This is a genomic window from Psychrobacillus sp. FSL W7-1457 (assembly GCF_038593405.1).
GTDB lineage: Bacteria > Bacillota > Bacilli > Bacillales_A > Planococcaceae > Psychrobacillus.
Genome location: NZ_CP151993.1, coordinates 55,414 through 71,711, shown reverse-complemented (window position 1 = coordinate 71,711; position 16,298 = coordinate 55,414). Strand labels below are relative to the sequence as shown.

The following is a 16,298-nucleotide window of genomic DNA, read 5'->3' as shown; positions in this document are numbered from 1 at the left end:
TTGGTTTTTTTTAATTTACTTATCATTTTCCTCTGGAAGAGAGAAGATAATTTCGCCGTCCTCTGAAAGGAAAAACTCTTTTCTTAATAGCTTTCCGATGTAATCATCATCATTTAACTTAGAGATTTGAATTTTGAGCATTTCTTGGTCTTCTTGAACTTTTGCTAGTTCTTCTTCTACCTGGACCTGCTGTTCCTTTTTCTCTGCTAATGTTTGATGGCTGTTCACAAGGGTCATTATTAAAAATCCAGTTACCGCGATTGAAACGATAAAGAATGCTGCTAACCGTCTAAATAACCGAACTTTTTTAGATTTTATACGAGATTCGCGACGTTGAACAGAGCGTAAATAATCTGTATTTATAGATGCCACTTGTTTTTCATATGGTTCTTTTTGTATTTGTCTCTGCCTCACATCGTTCTCTCCTATCTTTTCTTATATTTTTTCTTATATTTTTGGTATCTTTTATTATAACTTATTTTTGGCAATTTCTGTAGTGCCAATAGCTTTAATTTTTTGTATGGAGTACGGAATGGTTTTATTATTAAACTGATAATAAGTATGATAAAAGATATAATTTTTCCAAGAATCCTAAAAATGGTCCGAATTATGAACCAAATCGGCTTTACTACCAAACGCAAAAAGATTCTTCCAGCTAACCGAAAGACGGGCTGAAAAAATAACTGGTAAAGGAGAATTCCTAACACTTGTGCAAGTGGATCATAAATTCTCCAAATCCCGTCTCGTACATTAAAAAGAATGTAAAAGGTCGCTAGTCCCATTAAAATCCAAATAACTATTTCTAACACTACCTGATATTTAAAAACAAAGGAACGCTTGGGAGTATGCTCCGTTATAAAACGCGTTCCTTCTATTACAGCACCAACTAAAATACCGCTGCCGATCATTAGCATTAAACTATAAAACTGTAGAGAAAGTGTCATCCGAATAATTTATGAAGTAATCCTCTAGCACCGTCTGAACTTTGTTCCTCATCGTACTCCATAGATCGTACAATGCCCTCCAAAGTTAGAAGTCCTTTATCAACATCTAGATGGACAATCTTCAAGTCCTCTCCTTTGATATGAAGGGTTCCTTGAGATGTACGTACATAAAATTCCTGCTGATCAAATCGTTCGATTGCTTTTACAGATGTTAAGTCCATTCTTTTACGATTTCTTAGTGAAATTAAGTGATCCCCCGACGGAATTGTGATAGTTTGATTCTCTGCTTGATATTGCATATACTCTCTCCTCTCCTTGTCCTAATCTATTGTATGCTCCATATAAAAAAAGCATGACACAATCTCATGCTTTTTTTTAAAAGAATTTATTCTTAATAGATTTAGCCGGAAAGGAAGACTATCATCTTCCACTTTAAACGTAATCTTTGAAAACCAAGATAATCTTTCTCCTAATCTTCATCGTCAATGAACTGAGGATCTACCTTCTCTAATCTCTCTTCTTTAATAATGGTGAACATGGATGCAGCTTCTTCTTTTTTAGCAGAGTCTTTAATCCCGTCCACGGATGCAGTCACAACCTTTTGGCCGAAACGAATAGATAGCTCGTCACCAACCTTAACGTCAGAGCTAGCCTTTGCCACCTTATTATTAATGGTAATACGTCCTTGATCCGCTACCTCTTTAGCTAATGTTCTTCTTTTAATAAGTCTTGAAACTTTTAGAAATTTATCTAATCTCATATCCTCACTGCCTCTCTAATTTTTTGGCATCCTTCCAAAACTGGTCAAGCTCCTCTAAGTTATAATCTTCAAAGCTTCCTCTGTTTTGTTGAACACATCGTTCTATATATTCAAATCTTCTTTTGAATTTTTGATTTGCTTGCATCATGGCAAGCTCTGGAGATAGTCCGTAAAAACGTGCTAAATTCACCACGGTAAATAATAAATCTCCCAGCTCATCTGTTTGCGCTTCTTTATCATTAGACAAGAGCTCAGCCTTCCACTCCTGCAGTTCTTCCTCAAACTTCTCCCAAGCTCCAGAAACCTCTGGCCAATCAAAGCCAACTTTGGCAGCTCTTTTTTGATAATTAAAGGAGGTCAGTAGAGACGATTCCGTTCGTAATTCATCCTCTAATAAAGATTTTGACGTTTTCTTACCTTCTTTTGCTTTGATCTCTTGCCAATTACTTAATACTTGTTCTGTACTATTTGCTTCTACATCTCCAAAAACATGCGGATGTCTTCGAATCATTTTTTCAGTTATAGAAGCTAGTACATCCTCTAAACTGAAGTATCCATTGTCTTCTCCTATTTGAGCATGTAAGAAAACCTGTAACAGTACATCTCCCAGCTCTTCTACAATATGATCGTCATCTTCCTCGTCTATTGCTTGAAGTAGCTCGTAAACCTCTTCTACTGCATATTTTTTCAAGGTTGTATGAGTTTGTTCCTTATCCCAAGGGCACCCATTAGGACCCCGCAGCTGGGCTACCACCTCTCGAAGAGTTTGCCATTCCTTTACACGACTTTCTTTTTCATGAATAGGTGGAACGTATAAGGTGGTTAAATTATTTAATTCCATTTCCCGATCCAGTTCAAATAAAGGCACCTTTTTTAAAACTTCTTCGGAGGAACCTGCCGCTGTCACTATTGTGACCTCGAAATCGTCCGGATACTTTTCCATTAGTGTTAGCTTAACGTCTGAAGCACTAAAGGAATCATAAACCTGCCCTATTAAAACGTGAGAATTCATCTGTATATCATCTCGCTTAAAGCTAGTTCCGTCTAACAATTGAAATCCTTCTATAGGATCTATGCGAAGAGCTCCAAAAATAGGGTCTAGAAAGCTCTGCCCGCCCTCTATAGTAATCGTTGCCTTGCCTTGTTTTTCAGCCTGAACCAATAGTTGCACGGTTTGCTCCGCTACTAAAGGGTGGCCAGGAACAGCATAAATTATTGGATTTACAGCTGACAGCTTCAGAAGATTTTCCACTATCTCTTTGTACACATTCTCAAATTGATCATTCTTTTCATAAATAGCATCGAAGCTAGTCCATGTTACGCCCTCTGTTTGAAGCTCTTGAAGGACTGGATGCTGTTCTGTACGAACATATAAATGGGTTGCATTTTTTAACTTTTTATAAATCCCTAGTGGAAGCTGATTTAAATCACCGGCCCCAAGTCCGATTATTGTAATCTCGTGCATCTTCTCACAACCTTACTTTTCTTTATTTAGCCAAAGCTGGAGCTTGGCCATTCTTCTTCCAAAGGGAAGTAAGAACCATTCTTTCTCTGCAATTACACGTCTTTTCGTCAATAGAAAGATAAAAACTATTGCACCAAGCATTACCGAACTAAGTGAAATGACTACTGCCTCCACTCTGCTAGATAAAATTTCAACTGGAAAATGATCTATAAGCCTAGTATAAGCAATAACGATTACGAACATAACTAATGATGCCTGAGCAACTCCCTTATAAAAACTGTTGGGAGCGAAGCGTATTTTCCACTGTTTTTTAAAGTAAAGCAACATCAACATACATGCAATAGCTAAACTAGCATTCCCCGACCAGGCAGCACCAATTACACCATAACTAGGTATTAGTATACCGTTTAATATCCATTTACAGCACACACAAAGTAATAGGATTAGGGTTGGAACTCTCACCTTCCCCCCTCCTTGAAGCATGGCCATGAATGTTAATATTAAAGACATCCAAATTATCTGCAAAGAAAATACCATGAGAGTAATAGATTCTGCACGCGTTTTAAACAGCATTTCGTTTAAATATGGAAGTACTGCAATAAGTCCTAATGCGGCAGCAATTCCAAACGTAAAGGCTATTCTAAACGTCAACTGCATAAATGGTTGGGCCGTTCTTCCTTTGTCTTTATTTAAACGATGTGCAACAAGAGGCACGATAGAAAGAGAAAGGGTAGAGGCGATGACAATACCAAGCTGTACGAGTGGTTGGCCTCGATCATATACGCCCTTTTTCTCCATCGCCTCTTGTCTACCCATTCCATTATCTATTAGTAACTGAAATACTGTGAAGGAGTCTACCAGTTGAAGAAGTAAAAATAGCAATGCACTTATACTTGCACTTATACTTAGCATCGTCAGTTGCTTTACGATGGGCCATACAGGCACCGATCCTACACTCTCTTCTTTACCTGTTTTCTTTGTAATCTTCCAATAGACTATTCCTAAGAAAACTACTCCTCCCAATTCTCCAGCAACTGCTCCATACATCGCCATACTACCCGCTTTATATAAATCAGAGCTATTTAAGAGAACTACCCAGGTCCCGAGTAAAATAACCGAAACACGAATGGCCTGCTCTAGTATCTGAGCATAAGCAACTGTCCCCATTCGTCCCTCTGCTTGAAATTCTCCTTTTAGGACTGCAAGGAGTGGCATAAGCAGAATGACATAGGATCCTGCTCTTAAAAGCTGAGCTAGTTGGACATCCCCCATAAAACTGCCTAATAAATTTGCACCAAAAAATAAGAAAACAAAAAATATAATAGAAATAATTCCGATATAATAAAAAGCAATTTTTCTTATTTTAGGGATTGCAAAGGTTTTCCCATTCGCTTTATAATCAGACAAAATTTTGGAAAGTGCTATAGCAAAGCCAAAAGAAGTCCAAGTTGTAATAATCGCAATAAAAGGATAAACCTGTTGGTAAATGTAAAAGCCTTCATCGCCGACTAGGTTTTGAAAGGGTACGCGATAAACTGCACTAAGTAGTTTCACGATAATTGCTGCCACCGTTAGCATGGCAGCGCCCTTCATATACGATTTCATATTCCAATCATTACTCATTTTTAAATCCTTCTTCCATCCAGCAATAGCACTATTATACATGAATATAAAGAATCCTTCCTCTTGTACAAGAGGAAGGTTCATTTAGCTCTCCATTTGCTTTGCTAAGAAATTAGCTGCTGTTTCGATAGCTTTCATTTCTGCTTCTCCGATAAAATGCACTTTAGAGAATAGGAATATAGCGCCTATCGGATCGCCAGAAGCAATGATTGGGGCGATACAGTAGGATTTAACTGTTTCAACTACTCCCGGTACCCATTCTACTGAGTTTTCATGCTTTTCCACTACCATTGTTCTATTATTCACTACATCCTCAACGTCGGAACTTAAACGACGTTTTAAATAATCCTTCTTAGATAACCCTGCTGCAGCAATCATTTCATCGCGATCACTAATAAGTACTGGCGTACCTAACGTTTCATAAAGCGTTTCAGCATACTCTTTTGCAAAGTCTCCAAGCTCACTAATTGGAGAATATTTTTTTAGGATAATTTCTCCTTCTCGGTCTGTAAAGATTTCTAAAGGATCACCTTCTCGTATACGAAGGGTTCTACGTATTTCTTTTGGAATTACAACTCTACCTAGATCATCAATTCTACGTACTATGCCTGTTGCTTTCATGTAATGTGTGCCTCTCTTTCGACAGAATGGAAATTAAAGTTCATTTCTGCCATAGTATGCCTCACATTACCCAATAATATGCAATACGTTAATTTACTTCTAATTTCTTTTTTGCTTTAGGTAATAAACTCATTATTTCTTCTAATACATCAAACGTATTTAACTTTCCTATTTTACGCTCATCTATGGTGACAACTAAGTTGCCCTTATCTACATTAAAGCCTACAGCACGACCAAACTTCATCGTTTCCTCTAACAGTAATGCACCATCAATAGATTGTGTTCCAGACTCACTCAGCCTAATGGATGTTATCTTATTGGCTTCTTTAATAGATTCTATTCCAGCAATTTTACCCCAGACCTTCATACGAGCAATTCTAAGAAGTACTTCCGTTTCTAGAGGCATATCTCCAAAACGGTCCTGTAATTCTTCAACAATGTCCAAATACTCTTCTTCTGTTTCCATTGCCTTGACTCGCTTATACATTTGAATTTTTTGATATCCATCTGCAATATACTCATCTGAAATATATGCTTCTACTCCTAATACAATTTCAATATCTTGTACTTCTTCTTTTTTAGTTCCAGTTTGTTTTTCTTGTATAGCTTCTTCTAGCATTTGCGTATATAGATCAAATCCTACCGAATCAATAAATCCGTGCTGCTGTGAGCCCAATAGATTTCCTGCTCCTCGGATAGATAAATCTCTCATCGCTATCTTGAAGCCAGATCCAAGCTCTGTAAATTCCTTAACCGCCTGTAGCCTTTTTTCTGCTACATCAGTTAACACTTTGTCCCTTTGATACATTAAGTAGGCATAAGCCACACGATTAGAACGACCTACGCGTCCACGTAGCTGATACAGCTGGGACAGCCCCATTTTATCCGCATCATGGATGATCAACGTATTAACATTCGGTATATCAATTCCAGTTTCTATAATAGTAGTTGTCACAAGGACATCATACTCTCCCTCTAAAAAGCTGATAATGACAGACTCTAGCTCCGTCTCGGACATTTGCCCATGTGCATAGCCTACTCTAGCCGTTGGGACTAACATTTGTATCTCATCAACCTTTCGAGTGATGTCCTCAACGCGGTTGTATAGGAAAAATGCCTGTCCTCCCCTAGCCAGTTCTCTCTCAATAGATTCCCTAACTAAAGCTCCGTTATATTCCATTACATATGTTTGCACTGGGAAACGGTTTTTAGGGGGAGTTTCAATAACGGATAAATCCCGAACTCCAATCATCGACATATGGAGGGTACGAGGAATTGGAGTGGCAGTAAGCGTTAAAACATCAACGTTTGTTTTAAGCTGCTTAATCTTTTCTTTATGCTTAACTCCAAAACGTTGCTCCTCATCCACTACCAATAGCCCTAAATCTTGATATTCTACATCCTTTGACAGGATACGGTGAGTTCCAACTACTATATCCACTAGACCCTTTTTCAGTCCGGTAATTGTTTCTGCCTGTTGCTTCTTTGTGCGGAAACGGCTTAGCATCCCTACCTCAATTGGGAAGTCTTGAAAACGCTCCAACATCGTTTCATAATGTTGTTGCGCAAGAATGGTAGTAGGACATAGAAATGCTACCTGTTTTCCTTCCATCACAGCTTTAAAAGCAGCACGGATCGCAACCTCGGTCTTACCATAGCCCACATCGCCACAAACTAGACGATCCATCGGTCTTGGTCTCTCCATGTCTCGTTTAACCTCTTGAATTGTCCGTAGCTGATCCTCAGTTTCCTCATACGGGAAAGCTGCCTCAAAGGTATGCTGCATCTCTCCATCAGGCTCAAAAGCATATCCAACCTCAGCCTCACGCTTAGCGTAGAGCTTGATCAGCTCATCTGCAATATCTTGAACTGCCGCTGAAACTTTGGATTTTGTTTTCTTCCAATCGGTTCCGCCTAATTTATGAAGCTTCGGATCCTTTTCCCCTGAAGCAACATACTTTTGGATAAGATCTATTTGATCTACTGGTACATAGAGTTTATCCTCGCCTCGATAACGTATATGCAAATAGTCTTTATGAACGCCGTTCACAAGCAAGGTTTCTATTCCTATATATTTCCCTATCCCATGATGGATATGTACAACATTATCTCCAGGCTTTATTTCTGAATAGCTTTTTATACGTTCAGCATTCGTCACTTTTTGTGTACGAGATTTTTTCTTACTCTTTTGCTTAAACAATTCCGAATCCGTTATGACGGCTATTCTTTGAAGAGGTAATTCGAAACCTGCTTCCAGATCTCCCTCTACGATAAAAATTCCTGGGTTATTTAAATCATTTGTAGACGTACCAATCTGGGAAACTATTTCATAATCTTCTAGAACCGTATGGACTTTTTGAACACGGTCTTTACCATCTGCTAAAATAATTACTCTAAATTTACCTTGAGCAAATCTCTCTGTTTCATTTTTTAGCAGATGCATTTGTCCATGGAAATTTTGCATAGGCTTACACGAAACGCTCATCGCCTTCTTTATAACAATGCCAGAAAAAGTACGTGAAAATAATGATAGGTACACCTTATAGTTAGAAAGCATATGAATGATTTCTTTCAAGTGGTACGACGGTTTTACACTATGGACAGTCTTCCCTTCTTCTAATAAGGAAAGATACCAATCATTTTCTTCTTTTTCCAAAGTCTCTGTTACTTCTTGGATTCTTCCAAGCTCATCGAACATAACAATTCCTTGTGGATCAAAATAACTTCCTAAAAAGCTGTCTTCTTCTATCAAGGAGATGTACTTCATAAACTCCTTTGGTTGTTCTCCTTGTTTTAAAAGTTCTATATCCTGTTGTATATTTTGATAAAATTTTTCTTTAATATCCGACAGCTTAACCTTTTTCAAGCTTTCCGCTAATGCTTCCTCGAGCTTTTGTGCTAGCATCATTTTTTTCTCTTTTGTTAAAACATATTCAGTCGCAGGTAAAATACGAACGTCTTTTAATTTTTTTAATGACCGTTGATCCTCTGCAGAAAAGGTACGAATGGAATCTACTTCTGTGTCAAATAACTCTATCCGAATAGGATCTTCCAAATATAGTGGATATATATCTATAATACCGCCTCGTAATGCAAACTCTCCTGGAGTGGTAACCATCGGCTGACGTACATAACCCATGTCTACTAAACCTTGCAGGAAATTGTCTAATACAAGATCCTCTCCCTCCTTCAGGGAGATGGAGCTATTTTTCCAATCCTCTACGTTCCCCATTCGCTTTTTCAGGCCAGACACTGGAACAATATAGACACCTTTTTTTATATTTAACATGTGATCTAATGTTTCTAAACGTTGTGCACGCAATTCGGGGCTGGCAATAGTTATATCTGCAGCTATCAATTCATCGGCTGGGTATAAACGAACTAAGTCTTCTCCAATTAGCTTGACTAAATCCTCAGCAAGCTTTTGAGCGTGTAAAAGGTTCGGTGTAACAATCAGAATGGGTTTATCTAATTCCTTATGAAGCATTTTAGTAAAGACAGCACGTGCGCTTCCTGATAGACCCGTGATTAATGTTTGGTCTATACCATTCTCTAAATCTTTCACTAGCTTTTGCATTTGTTTATCTTCGATTAATACATTACTTAGTAATTCCATTTTCACCCACCCTTATCTAATAAACATACAAACGATTTACGCTACAATTAAAAACAGAAAAAGGCTTTGTGCACGAAGTGTGCCAAAGCGTTTACTGTATCCATTTTTTTAATGCATAATAGCTAGGAAACTTTTGCAAAGAGGTTTGACACTCTTCACAAATACACTGTATCGTATAATCTCCCTCAGCCCCCGTTTGTATATATATGTGTTGTTCTTCTGGCTCAATATTGTGTTTTTCTAAAAAAGCCTCGTCTATGGAATCGAATGGTAGCTGACCAACTTCTGTTTCACAATGGCGACATCTATAACGAATCGGCATAGCCATTAACCCCCTTTTTAGGAAGTATAGGCTTTTACTTCAACTTTTATGCACCATTAAAAACATTCATTACTTCAAGAAAGCTCTTCGTAAACCATTGTTCGCAAGCATCCGCGCTCTTTTTAATCGCTAAATCAATTTCTGGTTTTTCTTCATTGGTGAAATTGGAGAGTACATAGTCTGGAACCTTCATCCCGTTTTTTGGACGGTCCACTCCGATTCGAATTCGATTAAATTCCTGTGTACCCAAATGTTGAATGATGGACTTAATCCCGTTATGACCTCCCGCACTTCCCTTTTGGCGAAGTCGTAGCTTCCCAGCTTGTAAGTCTAAATCATCATAAATAACAACTAATTCCTCATCCTCTACATCAAAATAATTCATCATCGGAACGATACATTCTCCCGATAAATTCATATATGTTAAAGGTTTTAGAAGCATCACTTTTTCAGTTCCTACAAAGCCAGCGCCGTACATTCCATTAAATTTTGATTGATTGAGGGGAATGTTTAAACGCTTGGACAGTTCATCTATTACATGAAAACCAATATTATGTCTTGTTCCTTCATATTGCTTGCCTGGGTTTCCTAGGCCAACGATCATTTTCATTTCTTTCCATTCCTTTTAACCTTATTTCTTTTATTTTAACATAAGAGGGATGAGTAAAGCCCATAAATCAGTTTGTTCACTTGGAACATCACCTTCTTTTAAAGCAAAAGAATGGAACCCAGTTCCTAAACTAATAATTGTATCGGTGCATAACTAAAGACGAGAATGTCGATTAAACATCATTCTCGCCTTTAGGATTGCTTGCATAATTTTAGTAGGGACTCACCCTATTACTTTATTCCTCTGAGGATGCTTCTTCTGTTCCTTCGGCATCTGCCTCAGCTTCTGTTTCAGTATCCGATTCTGTCTCAACTCTTGGAGCAGATACAGTTACTAAAGTATAGTCGTCATCTTCGACTATTTTATAATCTACCTTTTCACGAACGTCTCCAACTGTTAGCGTATCACCGATAGCGATATTAGTTACATCTACTTCTATAGAATCTGGAATATCGGAAGGTTTTACAATAACAGTAAGTTCTCTGTTTGGCTGTTGAAGTAATCCACCCTCTGAGACACCTACAGAAGTTCCAGTTGTGTTAACTGTTACACTTACTTCTAATTCTTCCTTCATATTAATCGCGAGAAAGTCCGCATGAATCATTTGAGCCTTTAATATATTCATTTGATAATCATTCAATACAACGTTTAGAGATTGACCTTCTACATCAATTTTCATTACGCCATTTCTACCAACTTCACGTAATGTTTTTATTAAATCTTTTTCATCTACCGCAATTGGTTGAGACTCTGTTTCAAAACCATATACAACTGCCGGTATGTACCCACTATTTCTTAGCTTGGTATTGTTTTTATGTTCTCTCTTTTGTGCTTTAATAATCGTAGCCATAAATAAAATCATCCTCCCGATGTAATTGGTAACTAAAGATAAGATACCCTTCGGGAGGATGATTCAAACATCTATGAGATTAATCAAACAAAGTACTTACAGATTTTTCTTCAAATACACGAACAATTGCATCACCTAATAATTTTGCAACTGATAGTTCTTTAATTTTTGGTGAGTGCTTATCTTCTGGTAATTGAATAGAGTTTGTAATAACCAATTCTTTAATAACAGAGTTATCTATACGTTCAATTGCTGGCCCCGATAGCACTGGGTGTGTACAACATGCATACACTTCTTTTGCACCGCTTTCCATTAAGGCCGCAGCAGCAATCGATATAGTTCCCGCAGTATCAATAATATCGTCGATTAAAATTGCCGTTTTTCCTTCTACATTACCAACTATGTTCATTACTTCTGCAACATTAGGGCGTGGACGTCGTTTATCAATAATAGCAATTGGCGCTTTCAAACGGTCTGCCATTTTACGTGCACGAGTAACTCCACCATGGTCAGGTGAAACAATAACAATTTGAGAAGGATCTAGGTTTTTCGTTAAGAAGTAGTCAGATAAGATAGGCACAGCTACTAAATGATCGATTGGAATATCGAAGAAACCTTGGATTTGTGGTGCATGCAAGTCTAAAACAATTGCGCGAGTTGCTCCAGCAGAAGTTAGCAGGTTAGCTACTAGCTTAGCTGTGATCGGTTCACGAGCACGAGCTTTTCTGTCTTGTCGAGCATATCCGTAATATGGTAATACAACACTTACGGTACGAGCAGAAGCACGTTTAACTGCATCTAACATGATTAATAATTCCATTATATTTTCGTTTACAGGACCTGAAGTGGATTGAACGATAAATACATCACATCCACGTATGCTCTCTTCGATATTAATTTGGACTTCGCCATCGCTAAATCTTGTTACAGTACTTTTCCCTAGCGGAACTCCAACCTCTTTTGCAATTTCTTCTGCTAATTTCTTATTCGAATTAAGAGTAAATATTTTTAGTTTGGCATTTTCATATCGATGAGTCATGATAATCCTCCTGAATAGTAATTGGTTATTTTAGATTGAGTTTGTTTACGTAGCCTTCTTTGTTTTCTTGTCGAGCACGACCAATAGCAAGTGCTTCACCTGGAACATCCTTAGTAATCGTAGATCCAGCTGCTATATATCCCTTTTTACCGATTGTTACAGGTGCTATTAGATTAGAATTACATCCAACAAATGCATCGTCTTCAATAGTTGTTACAAATTTATTTTTACCGTCGTAATTAACCGTAATAGCTCCGCAACCAATATTCACATTAGTTCCTATAGATGCATCGCCCATATAGCTTAGGTGAGAGATTTTACTCCCATTGCCAACTACCGATTTTTTCACTTCCACAAAGTTACCAATCTTAACTTGGTCACCCAATTCAGAGTCTGGTCGTATGTGTGCGAATGGGCCTACTGAGGTATGGTTACCAACTTCACTTGATAATACAACAGAAGAGTGAATAGTTGTTTCATCACCAATGACACTAGAGACTATGTGGCTATTTGGGCCAATTGTACATTTTTCTCCGATAATTGTCTTACCCTCAATGATAACTCCTGGCTGTAGAACAGTGTCAGAGCCAATTGTTGCTTCACTGCTTATATATGTACTTTGAGGGTCTATAATAGTTACCCCTTCACGCATATGGTGTTTGGCTATTCTAGCACGCATAATTTGTTCTGCTTGCGATAGTGCAACACGATCATTAATTCCAAGCGTTTCATCAAAGTCTTTCGCTGCATATGCAGAAATAACTTCTCCATCTTGTTGTAAAATTCCAATAACATCAGGTAAATAATACTCACCTTGAGTATTTTCATTTTTTACTAACTTTAATGATTTAAACAATGCTTCGTTGTCAAAGCAGTAAGTACCAGAGTTAATCTCTTTGACAAGCTTCTCTTCTGAATTTGCATCTTTGTCTTCTACTATAGACTTAACGTTCCCTTGCTCAGTACGAATAATTCGTCCATAACCAGCTGGATCATCTGCTATTGCAGTCAAAATAGTAGCTTTTGCATTTGTTTCTTTGTGATGTTTAAGCAATTCCTTAATAGTTTCTGCTGTTATTAAAGGAGTATCGCCACACACAACAATAGTTGTTCCCTTCAGGTTAGAAAGAGCTTCTTCTGCTTGTAAAACAGCATGTGCTGTACCTAGTTGCTCAGATTGTAAAGCATATTCGCTTCTGCTTCCAAGCTTACTTTGCACTAATTCGGCACCATGACCAACAATAGTCACGATTCTTTCTACCCCTACCTGATCCATGTTATCAATAACATGTTCTACCATTGGTTTTCCACACACAGGATGTAATACTTTATATAGACTAGATTTCATACGAGTGCCTTTACCAGCTGCCAAAACAACTGCATAGGTATTTGTCATTTGATATTCCCTCCAGTGGGCTAATTTCCTCTTTTGACTATATAGGAAAAGAGGGTTTTTTTCAAGGAATTATCTCTTGACAAATACATGACAAAACAAGTAATATATATATTTTTTTGTTAAATCATACTTTATTTTTATATAACAAATCTTAACGATTAGATTGAATATGACATATATATGCTTTTTAATAATTGATTTCTGCTTTATTGTAATAACTTTCCCAGAATGATGATATTTATAAAATTGACTCATTTGCTAAATAAATTATAGTGAAATTATTTTTTTAGGAAGGGAGAGGCAGCCTATAAATAATTATTCCACATTTAGCTTAAAGATATATCCATCACGTATCATCTTATGATACGAGTTTTAGGCCAACAGCGGCGCCTAAAATCATTCCAATAAAAATTAGTCGTTTCGGGTCTTTAGATTCTCCATATAAAACCATACCTAATATCGCTCCTCCAGAGGCTCCAATACCTGTCCAAATAGCATACGCTGTTCCCATAGGAAGAGTTTTCATGGAATAAGCCAAAAGAAGAAAACTTGCTCCAAATCCGAGTATTAAGAGTACTACCGCTTGCCAATTACGATCTTTATGCAATTTACTTATCATCGCCACTCCGAACATTTCACAAACACCTGCTAAAATTAATGAAATCCAAGCCATTAAGATTCACTCCTTTCCTGAACTTTTTCCTTTGTAATTAATTTCAACCCAATTACTCCAGCAAGTAATAGTACAATCAAGAATACTTTTTCTACTTGAAATGGTTCGTCAAAGAATAGAATCTCAGAAAATACAGTCCCTGCTGTACCTATACCAACGAAAATAGCATAAACAGTACCTACAGGAAGTTCTCGACCAGCCATAATCATTAAATAGAAACTGATAAAGATAGCAATAACTGTTCCAGCCCAAGTCCAAAAATCGTCTGCATACTTTAATCCAATAACCCAAAAAACCTCAAATAATGCAGCAATGAACACTTTAATCCATGCCTTATCCATCTAAAAAAACCTCCAATATATTATTATTCTCAAAAAAAAGCCTGAGAGAAACTATTAAACAGTTTCTCCCAGGCTTTTATCCTTCCGTGACACAGCAAAGCTGTGAGTTTTCTCTCGGTCCAGACCAACCACAACGGTTGCGGAACCCTAGAAAACATTCAAAGTATTTTATTATGGATATTATATAGTTGTTTATTAGTAAAGTAAAAGTATAAGATTCTTATAGCCTGTTTCTGAACGCTAACTACAACTGAAGATAGTCTTATATAGTCGCTTCTTCCACTTCCGCTATTACATCATCACTTAAATGATAGGCATATAGCACAGCATCCTGAATTTTAGATCGTGTGCCTACATTTATAGGATGAGCTATATCTCGAAATTCCCCTTCTGGTGTTCGCTTACTTGGCATAGCCACAAATAACCCTGCATTTCCTTCGATAACTCTAATGTCATGGACTACAAACTCGTTGTCTAGTGTTATAGAAGCGATTGCCCTCATACGCCCATCGGTTAATACTTTACGCAATCTCACATCTGTCACTTCCATATAATCTCTCCTTCCCCCTAGTTGCAAATATCTATATTAACTTACTATTCCACAAAAATTTAAAAATTCCTGCTTTGTTTTAGAATATTTTTAATATTATATACATTAAAAAACTATCAAAAAATAGTATAAAAGACGAGGGGATTTTACAAAACTTATTTGGAGTATGACTTGAGGTTCTTGTATCCTTATTGTTCGATGAAATGCTTGTGGGAGTGACAATAAAGTAAACTTAAAGAAAATCTAAAAAAGCACATAATTTCCGAAGAAAGCATGTGCCTTAGCTTTAAATAACTGCTATAACTTCAATTTCTACCTTTACATCTTTAGGTAAGCGAGCAACCTCTACAGCTGAACGAGCAGGCTTGTGATCACCAAAATGTTTTTCATAGGCAGCATTGAATTCAACAAAATCGTTCATATCTTTTAAAAAGACAAGAGTTTTTACTACCTTGGACAAGGAAGAACCAGCTTCAGTTAGAACAGCTTCTAAGTTAGCGAAAACTTGGTCAGTCTGTTCCGTAATAGAACCATCAATTACTTCTCCGGTTGGCGTTAATGGAATTTGACCTGAGCTATAAAACATTCCGTTAACTACCATACCTTGTACGTATGGACCTATTGCAGCTGGAGCCTTATTCGTTGATACTATTTTCATTTGATTTTCCACCCCTCGTGAAATAATTACCTTCAGTTAAAGCGATCGTACCGTCTTTTTCATTTACTTCATGTAACTTTAATAAAGACAAGTAATTCTCAACCAATTGTTCCCCTGTATGCTCCGCTTCCACTAAGACAGCTATGCCCGCAAGCTCACAGTTAAACTCCTCAAGTAAGCTTTTCATACCATTGATAGTTCCTCCAACTTTCATAAAGTCGTCGGTAATTAGCACACGCTGGCCTTTTTCCATACTTCTTTTAGAAAGAACCATTGTTTGAATTCTTCTAGCTGAACCAGAAACATAATTTATGCTGACAGTAGGTCCTTCTGTGACCTTACTATCCCGTCGCACTACAACTACAGGAACATTTAAGTGTCTTGCAATAGCATGAGCAATAGGAATACCTTTTGTTGCAACTGTCATAATAGCATCGATTTTTGTATCGACAAATGCAGATGCAAATACCTTCCCTATTTTGTTCATTAGCATTGGTTCACCCAAAAGGTCAGTCATATACAAATAACCACCGGGTAAGAGACGTTCCGCTTTAGAAAGTTGGTCCATTAATTCCTGAGCGATTTTCTTAACATCCTGGTCTGTCATAGTTGGAATAAATTTAACTCCCCCTGTTGCACCAGGTACAGTCACAAGTATACCTTTGCCTCTTTCTTCAAATGTTTCTTTTACTATCGTTAAATCTTCACTAATAGAAGATTTTGCAGACTGATATAAAGCAGCAAAATAAGTTAAAGGGATTAGTTTATGTGGATGCTCCATTAAATATTGAGTCATGTCCACTAACCGTTCACTTCTTTTCCATTTCATC

Annotated in this window: 18 protein-coding genes and 1 riboswitch; all 18 genes read right to left on the bottom strand. The window is 37.3% G+C overall.

Going from position 1 to position 16,298, the window contains the following annotated elements; translation table 11 throughout:
- Nucleotides 1–15: 15 nt before the first annotated feature.
- The 18 genes from NSQ95_RS00355 to purR all read right to left on the bottom strand — a co-directional run bounded on the left by NSQ95_RS00355 (nt 16) and on the right by purR (nt 16,297).
- Nucleotides 16–414, bottom strand: coding sequence for a septum formation initiator family protein (locus tag NSQ95_RS00355; RefSeq protein WP_342560095.1), 399 nt, complete (start codon nt 412–414; stop codon nt 16–18).
- 11 nt (nt 415–425) lie between these two features.
- The gene (yabQ, locus tag NSQ95_RS00350) at nt 426–944 is read right to left on the bottom strand and encodes a spore cortex biosynthesis protein YabQ (RefSeq protein WP_342560094.1); all 519 of its coding nucleotides are present in this window, start codon (nt 942–944) and stop codon (nt 426–428) included.
- Nucleotides 941–1,243 (bottom strand): sporulation protein YabP, encoded by a 303-nt coding sequence (gene yabP, locus NSQ95_RS00345; protein ID WP_169360362.1) that lies wholly within the window; start codon nt 1,241–1,243, stop codon nt 941–943. Before yabP ends, yabQ begins: the two co-directional genes overlap by 4 nt.
- Before the next feature lie 170 nt (nt 1,244–1,413).
- On the bottom strand, nt 1,414–1,704 hold the full coding sequence (locus tag NSQ95_RS00340) for an RNA-binding S4 domain-containing protein (protein ID WP_251556966.1): 291 nt from the start codon (nt 1,702–1,704) through the stop codon (nt 1,414–1,416).
- Between the two features lie 4 nt (nt 1,705–1,708).
- The gene (gene mazG, locus NSQ95_RS00335; protein ID WP_342560093.1) at nt 1,709–3,169 is read right to left on the bottom strand and encodes a nucleoside triphosphate pyrophosphohydrolase; all 1,461 of its coding nucleotides are present in this window, start codon (nt 3,167–3,169) and stop codon (nt 1,709–1,711) included.
- Between the two features lie 12 nt (nt 3,170–3,181).
- Complete coding sequence (locus NSQ95_RS00330; protein WP_342560092.1) at nt 3,182–4,876, bottom strand: polysaccharide biosynthesis protein; 1,695 nt, start codon at nt 4,874–4,876, stop codon at nt 3,182–3,184.
- Nucleotides 4,877–5,413 carry a stage V sporulation protein T gene (gene spoVT, locus NSQ95_RS00325; protein ID WP_169360358.1) on the bottom strand — a complete coding sequence of 179 codons (537 nt, stop codon included), beginning with the start codon at nt 5,411–5,413 and terminating at the stop codon, nt 4,877–4,879. It lies immediately after the preceding gene.
- An 88-nt stretch (nt 5,414–5,501) separates the two neighbouring features.
- On the bottom strand, nt 5,502–9,029 hold the full coding sequence (mfd, locus tag NSQ95_RS00320) for a transcription-repair coupling factor (protein WP_340886182.1): 3,528 nt from the start codon (nt 9,027–9,029) through the stop codon (nt 5,502–5,504).
- Between the two features lie 91 nt (nt 9,030–9,120).
- Nucleotides 9,121–9,351 (bottom strand): anti-sigma-F factor Fin, encoded by a 231-nt coding sequence (locus NSQ95_RS00315; RefSeq protein ID WP_251556961.1) that lies wholly within the window; start codon nt 9,349–9,351, stop codon nt 9,121–9,123.
- A 46-nt stretch (nt 9,352–9,397) separates the two neighbouring features.
- Nucleotides 9,398–9,961 carry an aminoacyl-tRNA hydrolase gene (gene pth / locus NSQ95_RS00310; RefSeq protein ID WP_169360355.1) on the bottom strand — a complete coding sequence of 188 codons (564 nt, stop codon included), beginning with the start codon at nt 9,959–9,961 and terminating at the stop codon, nt 9,398–9,400.
- Between the two features lie 235 nt (nt 9,962–10,196).
- Nucleotides 10,197–10,811: a 50S ribosomal protein L25/general stress protein Ctc gene (locus NSQ95_RS00305; protein WP_169360354.1), complete on the bottom strand. Its 615-nt coding sequence runs from the start codon at nt 10,809–10,811 to the stop codon at nt 10,197–10,199.
- Nucleotides 10,812–10,890: 79 nt separating this feature from the next.
- The gene (locus tag NSQ95_RS00300; protein ID WP_169360353.1) at nt 10,891–11,850 is read right to left on the bottom strand and encodes a ribose-phosphate diphosphokinase; all 960 of its coding nucleotides are present in this window, start codon (nt 11,848–11,850) and stop codon (nt 10,891–10,893) included.
- A gap of 25 nt (nt 11,851–11,875) precedes the next feature.
- Complete coding sequence (gene glmU, locus NSQ95_RS00295; RefSeq protein WP_342560091.1) at nt 11,876–13,246, bottom strand: bifunctional UDP-N-acetylglucosamine diphosphorylase/glucosamine-1-phosphate N-acetyltransferase GlmU; 1,371 nt, start codon at nt 13,244–13,246, stop codon at nt 11,876–11,878.
- Between the two features lie 358 nt (nt 13,247–13,604).
- A complete protein-coding gene (locus NSQ95_RS00290; RefSeq protein WP_340886172.1) occupies nt 13,605–13,919 on the bottom strand; it encodes a multidrug efflux SMR transporter in 315 nt (104 codons plus the stop codon).
- On the bottom strand, nt 13,919–14,260 hold the full coding sequence (locus NSQ95_RS00285; protein WP_340886169.1) for a multidrug efflux SMR transporter: 342 nt from the start codon (nt 14,258–14,260) through the stop codon (nt 13,919–13,921). Before NSQ95_RS00285 ends, NSQ95_RS00290 begins: the two co-directional genes overlap by 1 nt.
- Nucleotides 14,261–14,323: 63 nt before the next feature.
- A riboswitch (guanidine-I (ykkC/yxkD leader) is annotated at nt 14,324–14,422 on the bottom strand.
- A gap of 100 nt (nt 14,423–14,522) precedes the next feature.
- On the bottom strand, nt 14,523–14,810 hold the full coding sequence (gene spoVG, locus NSQ95_RS00280; RefSeq protein WP_169360349.1) for a septation regulator SpoVG: 288 nt from the start codon (nt 14,808–14,810) through the stop codon (nt 14,523–14,525).
- Between the two features lie 286 nt (nt 14,811–15,096).
- On the bottom strand, nt 15,097–15,468 hold the full coding sequence (locus tag NSQ95_RS00275) for a RidA family protein (RefSeq protein WP_169360348.1): 372 nt from the start codon (nt 15,466–15,468) through the stop codon (nt 15,097–15,099).
- Nucleotides 15,446–16,297 carry a pur operon repressor gene (gene purR, locus NSQ95_RS00270; RefSeq protein ID WP_169360385.1) on the bottom strand — a complete coding sequence of 284 codons (852 nt, stop codon included), beginning with the start codon at nt 16,295–16,297 and terminating at the stop codon, nt 15,446–15,448. Before purR ends, NSQ95_RS00275 begins: the two co-directional genes overlap by 23 nt.
- Between the last annotated feature and the right edge of the window lies 1 nt (nt 16,298).

Coding starts and splice junctions, on each gene's coding strand:
- spoVT (WP_169360358.1), bottom strand. CDS start 5,413: ATGAAAGCAACAGGCATAGTACGTAGAATTGATGATCTAGGTAGAGTT.
- mfd (WP_340886182.1), bottom strand. CDS start 9,029: ATGGAATTACTAAGTAATGTATTAATCGAAGATAAACAAATGCAAAAG.
- yabQ (WP_342560094.1), bottom strand. CDS start 944: ATGACACTTTCTCTACAGTTTTATAGTTTAATGCTAATGATCGGCAGC.
- NSQ95_RS00285 (WP_340886169.1), bottom strand. CDS start 14,260: ATGGATAAGGCATGGATTAAAGTGTTCATTGCTGCATTATTTGAGGTT.
- yabP (WP_169360362.1), bottom strand. CDS start 1,243: ATGCAATATCAAGCAGAGAATCAAACTATCACAATTCCGTCGGGGGAT.
- pth (WP_169360355.1), bottom strand. CDS start 9,961: ATGAAAATGATCGTTGGCCTAGGAAACCCAGGCAAGCAATATGAAGGA.
- NSQ95_RS00290 (WP_340886172.1), bottom strand. CDS start 13,919: ATGGCTTGGATTTCATTAATTTTAGCAGGTGTTTGTGAAATGTTCGGA.
- NSQ95_RS00315 (WP_251556961.1), bottom strand. CDS start 9,351: ATGCCGATTCGTTATAGATGTCGCCATTGTGAAACAGAAGTTGGTCAG.
- NSQ95_RS00275 (WP_169360348.1), bottom strand. CDS start 15,468: ATGAAAATAGTATCAACGAATAAGGCTCCAGCTGCAATAGGTCCATAC.
- NSQ95_RS00300 (WP_169360353.1), bottom strand. CDS start 11,850: ATGACTCATCGATATGAAAATGCCAAACTAAAAATATTTACTCTTAAT.
- mazG (WP_342560093.1), bottom strand. CDS start 3,169: ATGCACGAGATTACAATAATCGGACTTGGGGCCGGTGATTTAAATCAG.
- NSQ95_RS00330 (WP_342560092.1), bottom strand. CDS start 4,876: ATGAACCTTCCTCTTGTACAAGAGGAAGGATTCTTTATATTCATGTAT.
- NSQ95_RS00305 (WP_169360354.1), bottom strand. CDS start 10,811: ATGGCTACGATTATTAAAGCACAAAAGAGAGAACATAAAAACAATACC.
- NSQ95_RS00340 (WP_251556966.1), bottom strand. CDS start 1,704: ATGAGATTAGATAAATTTCTAAAAGTTTCAAGACTTATTAAAAGAAGA.
- purR (WP_169360385.1), bottom strand. CDS start 16,297: ATGAAATGGAAAAGAAGTGAACGGTTAGTGGACATGACTCAATATTTA.
- glmU (WP_342560091.1), bottom strand. CDS start 13,246: ATGACAAATACCTATGCAGTTGTTTTGGCAGCTGGTAAAGGCACTCGT.
- spoVG (WP_169360349.1), bottom strand. CDS start 14,810: ATGGAAGTGACAGATGTGAGATTGCGTAAAGTATTAACCGATGGGCGT.